22 protein-coding genes and 3 pseudogenes are annotated in these 16695 nt (G+C 34.4%); 24 read left to right on the top strand and 1 reads right to left on the bottom strand.

Annotated elements, in window-relative coordinates:
• Positions 1 to 206: 206 nt before the first annotated feature.
• Positions 207 to 941 (top strand): annotated as a pseudogene (locus tag IPM14_18130) ((Fe-S)-binding protein).
• A 44-nt stretch (positions 942 to 985) separates the two neighbouring features.
• Positions 986 to 1161, top strand: a pseudogene (locus IPM14_18125) (histone H1).
• Between the two features lie 77 nt (positions 1162 to 1238).
• Here IPM14_18125 and IPM14_18120 read toward each other — a convergent pair.
• On the bottom strand, positions 1239 to 1508 hold the full coding sequence (locus IPM14_18120) for a hypothetical protein (GenBank protein ID MBK9099971.1): 270 nt from the start codon (positions 1506 to 1508) through the stop codon (positions 1239 to 1241).
• On the opposite strand from IPM14_18120, the gene IPM14_18115 reads away from it, so the two are divergent.
• The 22 genes and pseudogenes from IPM14_18115 (at position 1431) to IPM14_18010 (ending at position 16693) form a co-directional block, all read left to right on the top strand.
• Positions 1431 to 1790, top strand: a complete 360-nt coding sequence (locus tag IPM14_18115) for a CapA family protein (protein MBK9099970.1) — start codon at positions 1431 to 1433, stop codon at positions 1788 to 1790. The genes IPM14_18120 and IPM14_18115 overlap by 78 nt on opposite strands.
• A 96-nt stretch (positions 1791 to 1886) precedes the next feature.
• Entirely contained in the window at positions 1887 to 2315 is a 429-nt protein-coding gene (locus tag IPM14_18110) for a CapA family protein (GenBank protein MBK9099969.1), read from the top strand.
• Between the two features lie 118 nt (positions 2316 to 2433).
• Positions 2434 to 2706, top strand: a complete 273-nt coding sequence (locus tag IPM14_18105) for a hypothetical protein (protein ID MBK9099968.1) — start codon at positions 2434 to 2436, stop codon at positions 2704 to 2706.
• Positions 2707 to 2791: 85 nt separating this feature from the next.
• Positions 2792 to 3025: a hypothetical protein gene (locus tag IPM14_18100; protein ID MBK9099967.1), complete on the top strand. Its 234-nt coding sequence runs from the start codon at positions 2792 to 2794 to the stop codon at positions 3023 to 3025.
• A gap of 168 nt (positions 3026 to 3193) precedes the next feature.
• On the top strand, positions 3194 to 3490 hold the full coding sequence (locus IPM14_18095; GenBank protein MBK9099966.1) for a hypothetical protein: 297 nt from the start codon (positions 3194 to 3196) through the stop codon (positions 3488 to 3490).
• A gap of 178 nt (positions 3491 to 3668) precedes the next feature.
• Positions 3669 to 4202, top strand: a complete 534-nt coding sequence (locus IPM14_18090; GenBank protein MBK9099965.1) for an MFS transporter — start codon at positions 3669 to 3671, stop codon at positions 4200 to 4202.
• Positions 4203 to 5568: 1366 nt separating this feature from the next.
• Positions 5569 to 6216 carry a hypothetical protein gene (locus tag IPM14_18085; protein ID MBK9099964.1) on the top strand — a complete coding sequence of 216 codons (648 nt, stop codon included), beginning with the start codon at positions 5569 to 5571 and terminating at the stop codon, positions 6214 to 6216.
• Between the two features lie 214 nt (positions 6217 to 6430).
• Positions 6431 to 6778 carry a hypothetical protein gene (locus IPM14_18080; GenBank protein MBK9099963.1) on the top strand — a complete coding sequence of 116 codons (348 nt, stop codon included), beginning with the start codon at positions 6431 to 6433 and terminating at the stop codon, positions 6776 to 6778.
• A 210-nt stretch (positions 6779 to 6988) separates the two neighbouring features.
• Complete coding sequence (locus IPM14_18075) at positions 6989 to 7174, top strand: hypothetical protein (GenBank protein ID MBK9099962.1); 186 nt, start codon at positions 6989 to 6991, stop codon at positions 7172 to 7174.
• Positions 7175 to 7881: 707 nt separating this feature from the next.
• Positions 7882 to 8175, top strand: coding sequence for a tRNA-dihydrouridine synthase (locus tag IPM14_18070; protein MBK9099961.1), 294 nt, complete (start codon positions 7882 to 7884; stop codon positions 8173 to 8175).
• A complete protein-coding gene (locus IPM14_18065) occupies positions 8148 to 8297 on the top strand; it encodes a tRNA-dihydrouridine synthase (GenBank protein ID MBK9099960.1) in 150 nt (49 codons plus the stop codon). Before IPM14_18070 ends, IPM14_18065 begins: the two co-directional genes overlap by 28 nt.
• A pseudogene (locus IPM14_18060) lies at positions 8282 to 8545 on the top strand (tRNA-dihydrouridine synthase). The gene IPM14_18065 and the pseudogene IPM14_18060 overlap by 16 nt, the downstream one beginning before the upstream one ends.
• Positions 8546 to 8869: 324 nt before the next feature.
• Positions 8870 to 9331: a phosphatase PAP2 family protein gene (locus IPM14_18055; GenBank protein ID MBK9099959.1), complete on the top strand. Its 462-nt coding sequence runs from the start codon at positions 8870 to 8872 to the stop codon at positions 9329 to 9331.
• A gap of 17 nt (positions 9332 to 9348) precedes the next feature.
• Positions 9349 to 10098: an enoyl-CoA hydratase/isomerase family protein gene (locus IPM14_18050; protein MBK9099958.1), complete on the top strand. Its 750-nt coding sequence runs from the start codon at positions 9349 to 9351 to the stop codon at positions 10096 to 10098.
• 8 nt (positions 10099 to 10106) lie between these two features.
• Positions 10107 to 10637 (top strand): adenine phosphoribosyltransferase, encoded by a 531-nt coding sequence (locus IPM14_18045; protein ID MBK9099957.1) that lies wholly within the window; start codon positions 10107 to 10109, stop codon positions 10635 to 10637.
• Between the two features lie 14 nt (positions 10638 to 10651).
• Entirely contained in the window at positions 10652 to 11632 is a 981-nt protein-coding gene (locus IPM14_18040) for a stage II sporulation protein M (protein MBK9099956.1), read from the top strand.
• Positions 11613 to 11819, top strand: a complete 207-nt coding sequence (locus IPM14_18035) for a hypothetical protein (protein ID MBK9099955.1) — start codon at positions 11613 to 11615, stop codon at positions 11817 to 11819. Before IPM14_18040 ends, IPM14_18035 begins: the two co-directional genes overlap by 20 nt.
• A 69-nt stretch (positions 11820 to 11888) precedes the next feature.
• Positions 11889 to 12440 (top strand): hypothetical protein, encoded by a 552-nt coding sequence (locus IPM14_18030; protein ID MBK9099954.1) that lies wholly within the window; start codon positions 11889 to 11891, stop codon positions 12438 to 12440.
• Positions 12440 to 13213, top strand: a complete 774-nt coding sequence (locus tag IPM14_18025; GenBank protein ID MBK9099953.1) for a hypothetical protein — start codon at positions 12440 to 12442, stop codon at positions 13211 to 13213. Before IPM14_18030 ends, IPM14_18025 begins: the two co-directional genes overlap by 1 nt.
• Entirely contained in the window at positions 13213 to 14385 is a 1173-nt protein-coding gene (locus IPM14_18020; protein MBK9099952.1) for a hypothetical protein, read from the top strand. The genes IPM14_18025 and IPM14_18020 overlap by 1 nt, the downstream gene beginning before the upstream one ends.
• A complete protein-coding gene (locus IPM14_18015; GenBank protein ID MBK9099951.1) occupies positions 14385 to 15362 on the top strand; it encodes a MoxR family ATPase in 978 nt (325 codons plus the stop codon). The genes IPM14_18020 and IPM14_18015 overlap by 1 nt, the downstream gene beginning before the upstream one ends.
• Complete coding sequence (locus IPM14_18010; protein MBK9099950.1) at positions 15362 to 16693, top strand: DUF58 domain-containing protein; 1332 nt, start codon at positions 15362 to 15364, stop codon at positions 16691 to 16693. The genes IPM14_18015 and IPM14_18010 overlap by 1 nt, the downstream gene beginning before the upstream one ends.
• Positions 16694 to 16695: the final 2 nt, after the last annotated feature.

The following is a 16695-nucleotide window of genomic DNA, read 5'->3' as shown; positions in this document are numbered from 1 at the left end:
TGTATGGCTTGTATTCAGGAATGTCCTGTAATGATTGGAGCATCTTGACAGCATTGTCGATATGAGGCGAACCTTTGTTTTAACGGGAGTCGCAGTTTCCCTCAGGATTGAATAATGTTTTCAAAAGTCTTGAAACCAATTTTACTCCCTGGGCTTTCAATCCTGCAGACAGAGCAAACTGGGCTGAAGGACTTGGAGTAAAAACATTGGCCGAAGACTCAAACTGCGAATATTTATTTTGGGTTGGCTGCGCTGGTTCGTACGATGATATAAAAAGTTCTGTTGCATTTTCGAAACTAATGCAAAAAGCCGGAATCGAATTTAGAATTCTCGGAACACAGGAAAAATGTAACGGTGATACAGCAAGAAGACTTGGCAATGAATATCTCGCACAGATGTTCATGATGGAAATCGCTGAAACTCTTAATCACTACAAAGTCCAGAAAATTGTTACTGCCTGTCCTCATTGTTATCATTCACAAAAATGAGTATAAGCAATTTGGCGGACACTTTGAAGTATTTCATCACACAGAATTAATTGATGAAATGTGATTTCTTCAAAGAAAATTACTTTTGAAGAATGATGCAAAGAATGATATGACTTATCACGATTCCTGCTACTTAGGAAGATATAATGAAGTTTACTACGCACCAAGAAAAAGTCTTACGGCAGTCGATGGAATTAATTTAATTGAGATGAAAAGAAATAAAGTATTAGATTTTGCTGCGGGCAGGTGGCGGAAGAATGTTTCTTAAAGATGATGAAGGAGGAAGGATCAATGAAGAAAGAACTATGAAGCACTTCCGCAACTGGAGCCGATAATAATTGTATCTGCTTGTCCGTTTTGTATGACAATGATGACTGATGGAATAAAACATTTTGAAAAACTGAAGAAGTCAAAGTAAAAGACATTGCGGAAATTATACTTGGAAAGATCTAACTAACTATATATCAACCACAAATGATGGAGGTAACAATGGATAAATTCAATCAATTGGTTCAGTTCTCGTACAAGGATTGGAAACCGATTTTCATAAATTATGAGAAAGGACAATCCGCGTCAGGCACAAGTAAGAAAAGGCTTAAGTGATTTAAGAAAAACTTGCCAGGATGTGCGCAAAGACGTGCAGGATGTAAAAGCTCAGAGAAAAAGCTGCTAAAGGATAATTTCCTTCCAGCTTCTTCTTTGTCATTTGGAGGGCTGGGTTAAGAAATTGATCCAGCCTTTTTATGTAAATCAATAATATTTATGATTTTGCTGTTTATATTCAACCTTAACAAATGAAAAATTAGCAATTATAGCTTTAGTGTAACTGTAACTTTTCAGCATTTCTTTTTCAATCACAATGAACTGGATAAAGCTGAATTTACTTCCAAAAAGATTCGACAGCACTTGCATCACTTTGCTTCGTTGGTGATCTGATGTGCCATTCAACTCAATTCTAATTATGCAAAGGTCGGAGTCGATACTTTCGATTTCACAGGTGTTTACAGAGAAGTTAAACAATATCTTTCCGCCGCAGACTTAACAGTCGGAAATCTTGAAACAGTAGTAGCTTGCAAAAATAAAGGCTACAGTGGTTATCCATATTTTAACGCACCTGATGATTTTAACATAAGTTTCAGTTATGCAGGATTTGATTTTCTCATTACTGCAAATAACTATGCACTGGATCAGGGCTGGGAAGGAGTTAAAAGAACTATTGAGGTAATGAATGAATATAAAATTCATTCAACCGGAACTTTTTATCCAAGGAAGACAGAGATTCGATTAAAAATTTTAAAATAAACTCGATTACATTCGCAATTTTGCATATAGTGAAAACACAAACGGTCTGCCTTATTCCTAAAGGAAAGATTTCATAATAAATCTGATTGATGAAGAATTAATCCGAAACGATATTACAAAAGCAGAAAAGGGAGTGGATATAGTTGTTGTTCACTTGCATTATGGTCCGAATACAAACATAGAGAACCAAGTGATTACCAAAAAGATATTGTGAAGAAAATTATTTCATTTGGAGCTGATATAATTATTGGCGGACATCCGCACGTAATTCAACCGGTAGATATTTTTAAAACTGAAAGTAAAATTGATTCAGGATTTGCTGCTTATTCTATGGGAAATTTTATTTCAAATCAAAGGTGGCGTTATTCTGATGCGGGTGTTATCATAAAACTGGAAATATCAAAAAACATATTTACAGATTCCATCTATATTAGTGAAGTTAATTATCTGCCAACGTGGGTATTCAGAGGTCAAACAGAAAAAGGAAGAGAATATATTATTTTACCATCTCAGAATTCTAGATGATTCCACTTATTATTATCTATGACCGAGTATGATAGTACTAGTTTGTTAACCTTTTAACGATACTAAAAGAGTTATTCATAAATCACTCAACAAAATTCTAAAATTAAGTACCAGTGGAATGAAACGTATCTATTATTTTACTAGGTTTGGTTTAATTATTCTTTCATCGGTAAGCTGTACTAAAGAAGAAAATCCTATTGTCGATCCTCCTCCGCAGGCAACAAGAAGCTTTTTGAGATGGGGTTTCACCTTTCCTTACGATATCAGTAGTGCAGCAGTGATTATGCATGACAAACTAGCTACTGACGCAGATCTTATATCTCATCATTTTGATGACGGAATACCATGGCCCGAAGCTTTGAGCGTGCAGATTTTCACATCAATATTATGAACGATTGGCAATACAGGTTATCGCGGACACCTGCTTCACATAAATTCTGCTTTCAGTTACTCCAATAAAATTTTTAAGGGATGGATTGGCGCCCTACAAAGCTGAAACAGGTGATTTGCCACTGCCTCCACCATGGGATACTATATCATTCAATCATCCTGATGTCAAACAGGCTTATTTCAATTATTGTGTTCGCATAATGGATTATTTTAAACCCGATTATTTTGTGATAGGTATTGAAGTAAATCTTTTAATGGTTCAAGCACCGGAATTGTGGGACAAATATTTGATTTACACAAGTATGTATATCAACAGTTAAAAATACTGATCCGGGACTTTCCAATATTTGTTTCGTTTACCGGAAATGGATCTTGTAGATGGTTACACAAACTCCAAATCACTCTCAGCAGATGCAGGTTCTCAATGATATAACAAATTTTACTGATTACTGTGGAGTTTCACTCTATCCTTATTTTACAAGTTTTTTGTGCGATACAATTCCATCGATATGTTCGATAAAATATTTTCACACTTGACCAAGCCAATTGCAATTTGCGAAACAGGTTATGCTGCTGATTCAATAACAGTTTATGGAGGGACTATTGTTCTGAACGGAACCCCGCAAAAGCAAAATCAGTATTTAACTTTAATGCTGAATAAAGCCGAAGAAAATGATCTGAGATTTGTTGTGAATTTTGTTCTCCGTGATTATGATGCATTATGGCAGGCAATGGTTCTCCAGATGATCTCTACAAAGTCTGGAAGGATACACTGGATTATATGATGAAAATGGTGATGCTCGTCTTGCTTATCAGAATTGGGTATTTCTGGGCTGAACAAACAAGTAATGCCATCGAATTGATTTTTGAATGATTGGGAAAATACCGGAATAAATATTTTGAAAATAAATCTGCACTCGCATTAATATTTATAACAGTATTCATTGATCTTCTGGATTTGGAATTCTAATACCAATTTTACCATCATTTGCAGTTAAAGAACTCGGAGTTGATGAAGCAGCAATTGGAATTGCGATTGCAGCATATTCGTTTATTCAATTCTTGTTCAATCCCATATTAGGAAAATATTCTGACAAGCACGGAAGAAAACCGGTAATCGTAGCTTGTCTTTTTATTAACGCTATTGGCTACGTGATTTTTGCTTTCACTCACTCATACATTATGCTTCTTTTCAGCAGAATAATAGCCGGTATTGGTGGAAGCAGTATCGCTGTTGCACAGGCATACATCGCAGATGTTACAACAAAAGAAACACGATCTAAGGGAATGGGACTGATCGGTTCAGCTGGTTTGGGATTTGTTTTGGTCCGCTCATCGGTGGTTTTCCCTCGCCGAATATGGTTATATGATCACTGGTTTGGTTGTTGTGGATTTTCAATAGCTGCTTTTATTGTTACGATGATATTTCTACCAGAGTCATTGAAGAAGAGCGAAGACGACAGATCGAATCAATTCTCACGAGAAGAAAATTGTTAGACATAGCAGCTTTAAGAAAGTATTTAGTGAACCAAGCAGAGCAATATTTATTGTTCTGTTTTTCATTCTAATATTTTCATTCGCAAATATTTACGGAACATTTGCACTTCTTGGAATCCAGGTTTACGGACTAACTGAATTGCAAAACGGATACTTATTCGGAATAACGGGATTAGTTTCAGCAATTGTGCAAGGAGGATTGATAGGTCATATCGATAAGATGATGACGAAAAAAATATTTTAAAAGTAAGTTTATTGATTATCAGTATTGACTTGGACTCATTCCTTATGGAGGAAATTTTCTAGGTCTTGCTTTAATCTCTGGGATTTCTTTACGATTGGGTACTGGTATGCTGCAGCCAACTTTACTAAGTTTGATTTCTGATGTAACTCCGGAATGAGGAGCAGGGAGTTACACTTGGTGTAAATCAATCCTGATCAGCATTAGCGAGAGTTATGGGTCCTTTGTGGGGAGGTTTGCATTTGAGTTTTTGGGATATCCGTTTCCGTTTTTAACTGGGGCTGCATTTATGTTTGTAGTTTTTATTTTACGATGTTTTAGTTACCAAAAAAATCGTTTTAAGTAGTTAATGATAGTATTATAAACTGCTTGATGATTTATAAATAAGCTTTGATCTAATTTGTTGATTTAGAGTAATTAAATAGAGAAATTTGTTCAGTTATTTATAAATCACTTATGGGGTTCCTCTAATGAAAATTTAACGCCTATCTTATTTTTCTTCTGTTACTCAATCTTTTCAAATCTCACCAGTGCATCAAATGTTATCGTCAAAAATTATTCATTGAAACCAAAGTTTCATTCATTGAAAAATCAATTCAAGTCAATTTGGTTTGTGGCTTACGAAAGAACAATGATGCAGATGAAATCCAGTTTCTCTTTAATTCATCCTATCAAGTGAATTCAATTTCATACAAAGATGGAAATGAATGGCTTCCTTTCTTTCAATTTCAACGGGAAAGATTCATTGTTGTTAAAAACGGAGTCAATATTTCAAAATGATAGACTTAGAAATAAGATTCAATTACTCATTTGAAATCGACGAGATGAATGATACGCTGTTACTTCTTGATCGCGGTCATCGATGGTATCCATTAATTATAAACCAGATTTTTACTTATAAGTTGAAGTGCGAAAGTACCTGAGGGTTATAGTGTGTTATCATCAGGTAATTAATTGGACAAAGTGGATACAGGAGATTCTGTTTTTATTTATGAATGTGAAAAACCGGTTTTCAAATGCCACTGGTAGTTTTCAGAAACGAATCATATCAGCATACAGAGTTTTCTTCTAAAAAACAAATTAGAACTTTATTCAAGAGAGATAGATTCAACTTTAATAATTAATATGTTAAATCAGGCAGATAGCATTCTTAATTACTTTAGTAAAACGATTGGTCCTTACGCAAGAGAGCAACTAATATATTTTGTTGTCACTGATTTTGGAGGAGTTAATGTTGGTAGTGGTTTGTTAACAATTGGCATAATAATCCTTGAAATCATAAACAAGGGTTTCAAGGAGCAGTTGATTCTTACGATTGCCCAACAGTGGTTTACATCTGGTGTATTTGCGGATATTAGCGAGCCAGGTTTTTTCTTTTTCACAATTTCTTTGCCTCATTATCTTAGACTAATGTTCGTAAGAGATAGCGAAGGAGAAGAAGCATTTAACAATGCATTACTTAAACCACTTGATAAATATAAAGAATTTGCAGGGAGTGAGAGGGATATCCCGATTCTTGATGTCGATATGCCAAATACGAAAGAAAAAGGACTAATACTATATGGAAAAGGACCATATGTATTAAATCTTTTAGCAGAAGAAATGGGCCTTGAAAACTGGAAGTTATTTTTGAGAGATATCTACCAGACTTTCATCGGAAAGATAATGACTATGGATGATTTTGAAAATCATCTTGCAACATTTGATAAAACCGAGAAAGCTGTGTCTTTGTTTAAAAAGCTTATAAGTGAAAAGGGAATGCCAAAAGAATGATTTAATTAATAACTGATAGCGTTAAAGGAGTATTTTAACTTATGTTCTGATTGCTATAGCCTCAATTATTTATATACCGATGAAGATAAATTTTATTATAATTGATTAAAGTAAAAAATAATCTGATGCACAAAATCACAACATAAAAATTAACAAGACTATTATTTTATTGGTAATATTAATTTTTCAATCTGGTTTTTCGCAGCAAGATACCTTGATTAACTATAATACAGTTACACATCAAATATTTTACTATCCGCTCGTTACAATTGACACTACAAAAGAATTCGAACAATCTGGTTGGAACTATGGCAGTTACCCGGGACGCGATTTTTATGAACTTGAACCACCAGATAGTACTTACAATAATTCTGGATTTACTGATTATTCACCATTACAATATTTATATGCTACTAATAACTACCCGTCAAGAACAGCAGTTAAACTTTATCGGAGCCAAAATGATACATTATTTCAGCTATGTTCTGGGATTATGGTTGCTCCAAGTTATGTGCTTACAGGTTGCCATTGTGTAGGAAGTTTGATACAACTCACACACTAATTTTCCGGACAGTATTTGGGTTTTTCCAGCTTATGACAATGGAATTGAAAGTCAAATATTTGGTAAAAGTATGGAATAGAATATATCACTTTCAAATCTAACCTATTTGGTTGGTATTCAATTGATATTGCATTAATAAAATTAGCGGATAATATTGGTATTAATACAGGATGGGTAGGAATAGCATATCAAAAAGATGATGAATTTTTTATGAATAATGTATTGCATAAAATTAGTTACCCCATGATACCTGATGTTTGTGATACTACAAGAATATTTAATGGTGATACGCTTTATTATAATTACGGGATTCTTGATTTGATTGATGAAAATTGGCTTGGATACGATATTTGTGGTGTCCCGGGTCAGAGTAAGTTCTCTAACTTGCACAGATAATTTTTCTTACTATTCATTTGGAACATTGGCATTTTCTTATCAGTTTAGGCATAAACGTATTACGCCAGAAATTTACTATCCTTTCAAAAAACTGTAATTATTAATCATTTATCGTATGTAGAAGAGGAAAATTTGTCAATAAATGAATTCTATCTTTCAGATGCCTATCCCAATCCATTTAATTCTTCCATTAAGTTTATTTATAAAGTCCCCTTCATTTCCAACTGTCCAAATAACTATTCATGATACTGGGTAGGGAAGGAAAATCTATTAATCAAGAGCAGGGAGAGAGGACTATGAGATTATCTTTGATGCAATTGGTTTGCCAAGTGGAATCTATTTCTGCCACCTTCGTAGTGGCGAATATTTGACTACAAAGAAGATTATTCTTTTGAAATAAGAGCAATAAGAGAACAGAGTAATTATTTATTTAATTATTAAGTTTACATCAATTTCTTTCTGGCAAGAATTTAAATCTAATCCTTATTCCGAATTGTGGATATTTTTACTAAATGCTCAAAATCAACAGCATAAAAATAGATAAATCCATTCTGCTCGCACCAATGGAGGATGTGACAGACATTTCGTCTGGTTTGCAGGAACTGGTGCTGATATTGTTTACACTGAATTTGTAACTCCGAAGGATTAGTGCGTGCTAACAAAAACCCATCAGAAGCTAAAATACTGATGAGGAAAGTCCAGTTGGAATTCAGATTTACGGTGCAAATATTGAATCAATGGTGGTGTTGCTAAAATTGCAGAGGCAGAAAATCCTGGATTTGATTGATATTAATGCGGGCTGTTGGGTAAAGAATGTTGTCGGATGTGGAGCTGGTTCTGCATTTCTAAAAGATCCTCCATATATGCAAGAACTAGTTAGAGAAGTTGTGGACTCGACTTCATTACCAGTAACTGTAAAAACAAGATTGGGCTGGGATGAAAACAGTATCCAGATTCTTGAAGTAGCAAGAGAATGGAAGATGCCGGTGAGCCAGCATTGACTGTCCATTGCAGAACGAGGAAAGTTGGTCATAGTGGCGATGCAGATTGGGCTTGGATTCCGAAAGTCAAAGAAGTAGTAAGTCTTCCGGTTTTCCTTAACGGAGATCTGCACAAGACGTAAAAAGAGCTTTTGATGAAACTGGTGCTGATGGAGTGATGATTGCACGAGGTGCAATTGGTAATCCGTGGATTTTAAAGAAGCAAAAGAACTTCTATCAACCAGGAAATATTACAACCATTGTTGATGAGGAGATGAGAATAAAACCTGGCCTTAAACATCTTAAACTTGCTATTAAAGTTAAAGGAGAAAGAAGAGGTAGATTGAGCATCGAAAGTTCTATGCCGGTTATCAGAGAAAGGATTGTATAACGCAAGGATACGCTGAGCTGACTGAATTATATTGAATATATCGCCGTTGAAGATGTGCTGAAGTATCTGGACTCGTTGAAAAGGAGGTTGATCAGCTTTGAGTAATGCTAATCTAATTGTTACTCTGAATTCGTTTCAGTAGGGTCTCAATCAAATTCATTAAAGATGCTCAAATAAGTGGGAAATGACAAAAGAAAAACAGAAAAGCTTGCAAGGTTCATCTCAACTCTCTTTGTCCCTCCCTTCATTTACCATAATCGTTTTCCACAATCTTTGCTTTTACAATTGAAACAGAATCTTTGAAAATAATGGTCACAATTCTGGTTGCGTCTTGTTAGGATTTGCGGCACCGATCATTTTATTTGTTGTTCTTCGAAAGCGAAAAAAATTGTTGACCTTGATGCGTCTATAAAGGAAGAAAGAACAGTACCATTTGTAATCTCAGTCGGATTTTATTTAATTGGACTGATCCTGCTGATAAACTTTAATGTTCATATTATTTCAATCGCATTTTGGTTTTGTTATATTTCCAATACGTTAGTTACAATCTTAATTAACAAATACTGGAAAATCAGTGCGCATGCCATGGGTGCTGCAGGTCCATTGGCTGCAGTGACGTATGCTTTCGGACCGATAGCTTTAATATTCTCAATTATAGTTCTATTAGTTGGATGGTCTAGGATTCAATTGAAAGTGCACACATCTGCACAGGTGATAGCTGGTATACTATTTGGCTTTATCTCAGTGTATTTGCAAATGTATTTTATTGTTCGTTTGTTTGAATAATAAATTTTGGTGGAATTATGATAAAATATGAACTCGAAAACGAAATCGGGATTTTAACTCTCAATCGTCCTGAAAAAAGAAATTCACTTCATCCCGAATTGGTAAGTCAGATGAAGTCAAAGCTAATGGAAGCAGGTGATGATGATTCGGTTAAAGTCGTGATTATTACAGGTGAGGGAAAAGCTTTCTGTGCAGGTGCAGATCTTGAATACCATAATGAGATGAGGAATTATTCATCATTAGATAACGAAAAAGATTCCCGGGAACTAGCCGATTTATTTTTAATGATATATAATTTCCCGAAGCCAGTTATTGCTGCAGTAAACGGAGCAGCCATCGCTGGCGGGTGCGGACTGGCTTCTGTATGCGATATAATCGTTGCTGACGAAAAAAATGCAAAGTTTGGTTATTCAGAAGTAAAAATTGGATTCATACCTGCTATCGTTTCAACATTTCTAATTAGAAGAGTTGGTGAAGGAATGGCAAAACAATTGTTACTGTCCGGTGATATAATTGAAGCCAAACGAGCTTATGAGATTGGATTCGTTAACTACTTATTTAACAATGCATTAGAATTTTCTTTGAATTTATCGTCTAAAATTAAAACGAACTCAGAATCCAGTATGATAATGACAAAGGATTTGATCAGAAAGGTGTCGAATTTATCAATCGAAGAATCAGTTGAATATTGTATCGGTCTAAATACAATCAGCCGCACAACTGATGATTTTAAAAAAGGCTTAAACAAATTTCTTAATAAAAAATAGGAACGGTTATGCCAGCAGACCTTAAAAAATACATCCGGAGCATCCGGGATTTTCCGATCAAAGGAATTATGTTCCGGGATATTACTACACTGTTAAAAGACCCCGTAGCTGTAAAGGAAACGCTGAATCTATTGCTATCCCATGCAGAAGATAAAAAGGTTGATAAAGTAGTTGGAGTTGAATCACGAGGCTTCATATTTGGAGCGATGTTGGCAAATCAATTAAATGCTGGCTTTGTTCCTGTAAGAAAACCTGGAAAGCTTCCGGCAGAAAAGGAATCACAAACCTATCAGTTAGAGTATGGACTGGACAAAATAGAAATACACAAAGATGCAATCAGCAAAGGTGATAAAGTTTTAATTCATGATGATCTTCTTGCTACCGGTGGGACAGCCGAAGCTGCCTGTAAATTAGTAGAAAAGCTTGGCGGTGAAGTTGTCCTTGTCTCATTCATAATTGAGTTGTCGTTTCTTAATGGGCGCGAAAAACTTAGAAATTACAATGTGAATTCACTCATTAATTATGAAGATGAAAACTAGCCGAAAGATATAATTTGAGAGAAGTTACATTCCTTAAAAAGAATGCTGAGAAATGGAAAGAAGTTGAACAGTTTCTTGCCTTAAAAGAAAATGTCAATCCTGATAAACTTGCTGATCTTTTCATAGAATTAACCGATGATCTTTCTTACTCCAGAACTTTTTATCCCGAAAGCAAAACAACACAATACTTAAATTCTCTCACCGCACGTATTCATCAATCAATCTATAAAAGTAAAAAAGAAAGAAAGGAAAGATTCCTTAGATTCTGGAAATATGAAGCACCCTTACTTTTTTACAAGCATAGAATGAAGATAATTATTTCTTTCTCGATATTTTTTCTTTCAATGCTTATTGGCATTGTTTCATCTGCAGGTGATTCTGGTTTTGTCCGACTTATTATGGGCGACAGTTATGTTAATATGACTCTTGAAAATATTGACAAGGGTGATCCGCTGGCTGTTTATAAACAGATGAATGGGGTTGATATGTTCCTCGGCATAACATTCAATAATATCAGAGTTTCATTCATTGCATTTATGTTTGGTCTGCTGCTCTCATTTGGAACTGGCTGGATATTAATGTCAAACGGAATAATGTTAGGAGCATTTCAATATTTCTTTCACATACACGATCTTTTGTTTGAATCTATTCTTGTAATCTGGATACATGGAACTCTCGAAATATCTGCAATAATCATTGCCGGAGCTGCAGGTTTGGTTCTTGGCAACAGTATTTTATTTCCGGGGACTTATTCACGCAGGCAGTCATTTATGATTTCCGCTAAGGAAGGATTAAAGATGATTGTAAGTCTCATTCCAATATTCATGACAGCAGGATTTCTTGAATCATTTGTAACGAGGCATACGGGTATGCCAATGATTTTAAGTTTAACAATTATTTTAAGTTCATTGGCATTTGTTATCTGGTATTTTTTTATTTACCCAAATAAATTATTTAAAAGTATTGAGGTTGCGAATGAATCAGGCAAAAATTGAATTTCGAAAAGTCAGAGATTTTGGTGCTCTGCTTAACGTAACATTCGATTACATAAGAAGAAACTTTATTCTTTTATTCAAATCGAATTTATTAATTGCTTCGCCTTTTATTCTTCTGGCTGGTGTGTTTATGGGGATTTATCAATCTTCGATGTTCAATTTTGCTTACAATCAGGATTTGGAATGAATTGGATTTCCTTTCTGCTTTTGCTATATTTTATGATCATATCTTATGTGATAATTACGGTAGTTACTTATGCGCATCTTATTGTTTTACAAAGAATCAGAAACCGGAGTATTTGAGATTGACGATGTATGGAAGAGAGTTAAAAAGATCTTCTTTCCAGTATTTTTGACAGGAATAGGTTATTCATTTTTTGTTGGATTGGGATTTGTCTTTTTAATTGTTCCTGGTATCTACCTTTCAATTACTCTTTCAATTATTTTCATCGTCAGACTCGAAGAGGAAATTGGATTCTTTGATGCGGTAAGCCGTTGCATCAAATTGATTAAGGACAATTGGTGGTTCACTTTTGGATTCATACTAGTCATCGGAATAATTCAAGGATTTTTGACGTATGCACTTTACATTCCAACTTATATAATGATGTTTGTCACAGCGTTTTCCGGAGTTGATTCTGAATCAAGCGGACTGAACCGAATTCTTTATATCATCACATCTATAATTTCATCACTTGGAGTAATTCTTTATTCAATCAGCACTGTTGCAATTGCATTTCACTATTACAACCTTGTTGAACGCAAAGAAGCTCCCGGGTTACTGGAACAAATCGATCAAATAAAGTAATGAGTTTTATTCGGATATATCTCTTTCTGTCAGTTTTTATAGTATTTTTTGTACAAGTTAACTATGCCCAAAAAGCAGCATCAGTTGTTAAACCTGATTATACTGCAGATATTGATTCGACCAAAAAAATATATTCAGCTAAAGAAGATAGTTTGATTATAAATCTAAGGACACTTCCCGATGGATTTTTGGATAAATACAAAAATGACTCAGCTTTTAATTACGATGGAGGTCCGAAAGAAGCAGATGATTGGATAACTAAAATCAAAAACTGGATCAATCAGCAGCTAATTATTCTGAGTTCGTCGAAAGCGTACTCAACTTTACTTGATATTCTTTACTATGGTTTAATGGCAATAGCTTTGATTCTAATTATCAGAGGGTTATTAAAAGCTGATCGACGTGGTTTTTTATTTGGAAAGATTAACTCGAGCGAATTGAAATTGAGTGAGGAAGATGAAGATATCAATCAGATGAATTTTGATGATCATATTTCTGCTGCCATAGAAAGTAAGCAATATAAAATTGCTATACGTTATATGTATCTGAAATCGTTACAATTACTTTCGGGTAAAGGTTTAATTGAACTGAGGAATAATAAAACCAATTATCAATATTTAAATGAAATCAGAGATATTCAGATTGCATCGGTTTTCAGAAATACAACTTTAGGCTTTGAACGAATCTGGTACGGTGACTTCCTGGTTGATGAGAGTATAATCAATTCATTCAAAGTTGACTTTAATAAACTTTACGCTTTGATTAAAGCCTGATGAAAAAAAAGAATTTAAAATATTTGGTTCCACTTTTAATAACTTTAATTCTGTTGACGGTTATTAAAAGCCTTGAACCTGAAGAAGTTGATTGGAGTAAAAGTTTTGCACGAAAAGATAAGATACCTTACGGTGGATACATTATTTCTGATGCCGCAAAAGAATTATTTCCAGAAAGCATCAGTATAAAGGAATTACCCATTTATAATATCCTCAAAGATCAGGATTTCTATAACACAAATTATATTTTTATTAATTCCTACTTTTCACCCGACAGACTTGATATTGAATATCTTCTCAATTATGTAGCAACAGGTAACAATGTATTCATTTCTGCTTTTGGAATTTATGGCCCGCTCGCCGATTCTTTAAAAATAAAATCATACGATAACATTTTCAGTGAAGACTCAGCAAGAATAAATTTTACACTTCCAGAATTAAAATCAGAAAATGATTATCACTATCGCAAAGGTAATTTTGAAAATTACTTTAGTGAATTTGATACATCATTTGTTGAAATACTTGGAAAAAATGAGGATGACAATGCAAACTTCATCAGAATAAAATACGGGAACGGCAATTTCTTCCTGAATACAGTTCCTTTAGCTTTTACAAACTATCATCTGATGAATTCAGGAAATAACGACTACGTAAGCATAGCACTATCGCATCTCCCTCTGCAGGAAACATTCTGGGATGATTATTATAAAGATGGCAACAAATTCAATGCTTCAGCACTTCAATATATCATTTCCCAAACTTCATTGAAGTGGGCTTATTACTTGATACTTGGCTCAATTGTTCTATTTATTATTTTTTATGGAAGAAGAAAGCAGAGAATAATCCCGGTAATTAAGCCATTGAGCAACACCACACTGGAATTTGTTGAGACAGTCGGTAATTTGTATTATCAGCAGAAGGATTACAAAAACATCGCTGAGAAGAAAGTTGCTTATTTATTTGACTATATCAGGAATAAATATTTTATTAAGACGAGCACATTTGATAATGAAACGATGAAGAAAATTGCCGAAAAATCTTCGATTCCTGAAGCAAATATTAAAGCATTATTCAGAGATATTGAGAAAATTAGCTGCACTAAAAAAATAACAGAAGAGGAATTAATTAACATCAATCACAGAATTGAAAAATTTTACGAAAGAACAAAATAATGGAAGAAACAAACTTAACTCCACGTACCGATCTCAGTGAACTAAAAGAATCCATTGACAAAGTAAGAACAGAAGTCAAAAAAATAATTATCGGGCAAGAAAATATTATAGATATGATGATCGCCGCTATTTTGGCTGATGGTCATGTACTGATAGAAGGAGTTCCTGGTATTGCTAAAACACTTCTTGCCAAAATAATTGCAAGAACTATCTCTGCTCATTTTTCCCGAATTCAATTTACACCTGATTTGATGCCATCGGACATTCTTGGTACTTCAGTGTTTAATATGAAGTCATCTGAATTTGAGTTTAACCGCGGACCAATTTTTTCTAACATTATTTTGATTGACGAAATAAATCGTTCACCGGCTAAAACGCAATCGGCCCTGTTTGAAGCGATGGAGGAACGACAAGTTACTGTTGATGGAAACACATACAAATTGGATAATCCCTTTACCGTCTTTGCAACTCAAAATCCAATTGAGCACGAAGGGACTTACAAACTACCTGAAGCTCAGCTTGACAGATTTATATTCAAAGTTGAAATGGATTATCCGCTTCCTGAACAGGAGGTTAAAATTCTGCTTGATCTTCACAGCAGGAAAAATGTAAATGATCTAAATTTAATTCAACCAGTATTTACAAAAGAACGACTTCGTCATCTCAGGGAACAAGTACGATCTGCTCATCTTGATGAAAAGGTAGCCGGTTATATAACTCAAATTGTAAATAAAACTCGAAATAACAGCGATCTTTATTTGGGAGGTTCACCAAGAGCTTCAATTTCAATAATGATTGGAGCCAAAGCTTTTGCAGCTATGAATGGAAGAGACTTTGTTACCCCAGATGATGTTAACCATGTTGTTTATCCGGCGTTGAGACATAGGATTATCCTTACTCCTGAAAAAGAAATGGAGGGAAGAACTCCCGATGAAATAATCAAATCAATAATCGAAAAGGTAGAGGTACCTAGATAGTGAAAGCACTCAAGTCTTTCTATCTTTCTTCAAGATTATTTCTGGTAGTTTCAGGACTGGTTATACTTTTTGTTTTTTCGTATTTCATAACTCCTTTATTTGTAATCAGCCAACTACTTTTTGCATCTCTGATTTTTCTACTTATTGCTGATACAATAATTCTCTTCGCAAATAAAAAAGGAATTCATGCTTTTAGATCAGTACCGAACCGTTTATCAAATGGTGATGATAATGAGATTAAAATTATCCTGGAAAATAATTATGTATTTAAAATCAGTTGTGAAATTATCGATGAGATACCATTTGAATTTCAGCTTCGTAGTCTTTCATTTAACGTAAAACTTGAACAAGGCTCAGAAAAAGTCTTTACTTATTCATTACGTCCTGTAAAGAGGGGCGAATATAATTTTGGTAGCACAAATATTTTTGCTTCTTCACCAATAGGATTTGTAAAGAGGAGATTCAGCTTTGAAGGAACAAAAATTGTCCCTGTTTATCCTTCCTATTTACAAATGAAGAAGTATGAATTGATGGCGATTTCTGACAGACTTACAGAAGCCGGTGTAAAAAGAATCCGTCGTATCGGTCATTCAATGGAATTTGATCATATAAGAGACTATGTCAGAGGTGATGATTACAGAACAATTAATTGGAAAGCTACTGCCAGAAAAGCACAATTAATGGTAAATCATTTTGATGATGAAAAATCGCAACAGGTTTATAGTGTTATTGACATCGGCAGAGTTATGAAAATGCCGTTCAATGGATTAAGCTTGCTTGATTATGCAATAAATTCATCGTTGGTGATTTCCAGTATAGCAATGCTAAAACATGATAAAGCGGGAATTATCACTTTCTCAAATAAAATAAGTAAAATCCTTCCTGCAGATAGACAGGCCCGCCAAATGGAAAATATTCTTGAGCTTCTTTATAATCAGAAGACTGATTTTCTTGAATCTGATTTTGAAATTCTCTCGAGCACGATACTAACAAAAATTAGCCATCGCAGCTTGATTTTGTTGTACACAAATTTTGAGAGCTTGAATGCACTTCAAAGGCAGCTTGCTTGCCTGAGGAGACTATCGCAAACGCATCTGGTAATCGTGATTTTCTTTATCAACACTGAATTATTTGCTTTGATTGATAAGGCCGCAGAGGATGTTGAGGATATTTATCACAAAACTATTGCGGAAAAATTTGCTTTCGAAAAAAGGTTAATAGTAAAGGAATTAGCCCGGTACAGTATTCAGTCTATACTTACCACACCTCAGAATCTTTCTGTAAACACAATAAATAAATATTTGGAACTAAAGGCACGTGGATTGATTTAGTA

Source organism: bacterium (assembly GCA_016716565.1).
Lineage (GTDB): Bacteria > Bacteroidota > Ignavibacteria > Ignavibacteriales > Ignavibacteriaceae > IGN2.
This window is presented reverse-complemented; position numbering and strand designations above follow the sequence as displayed.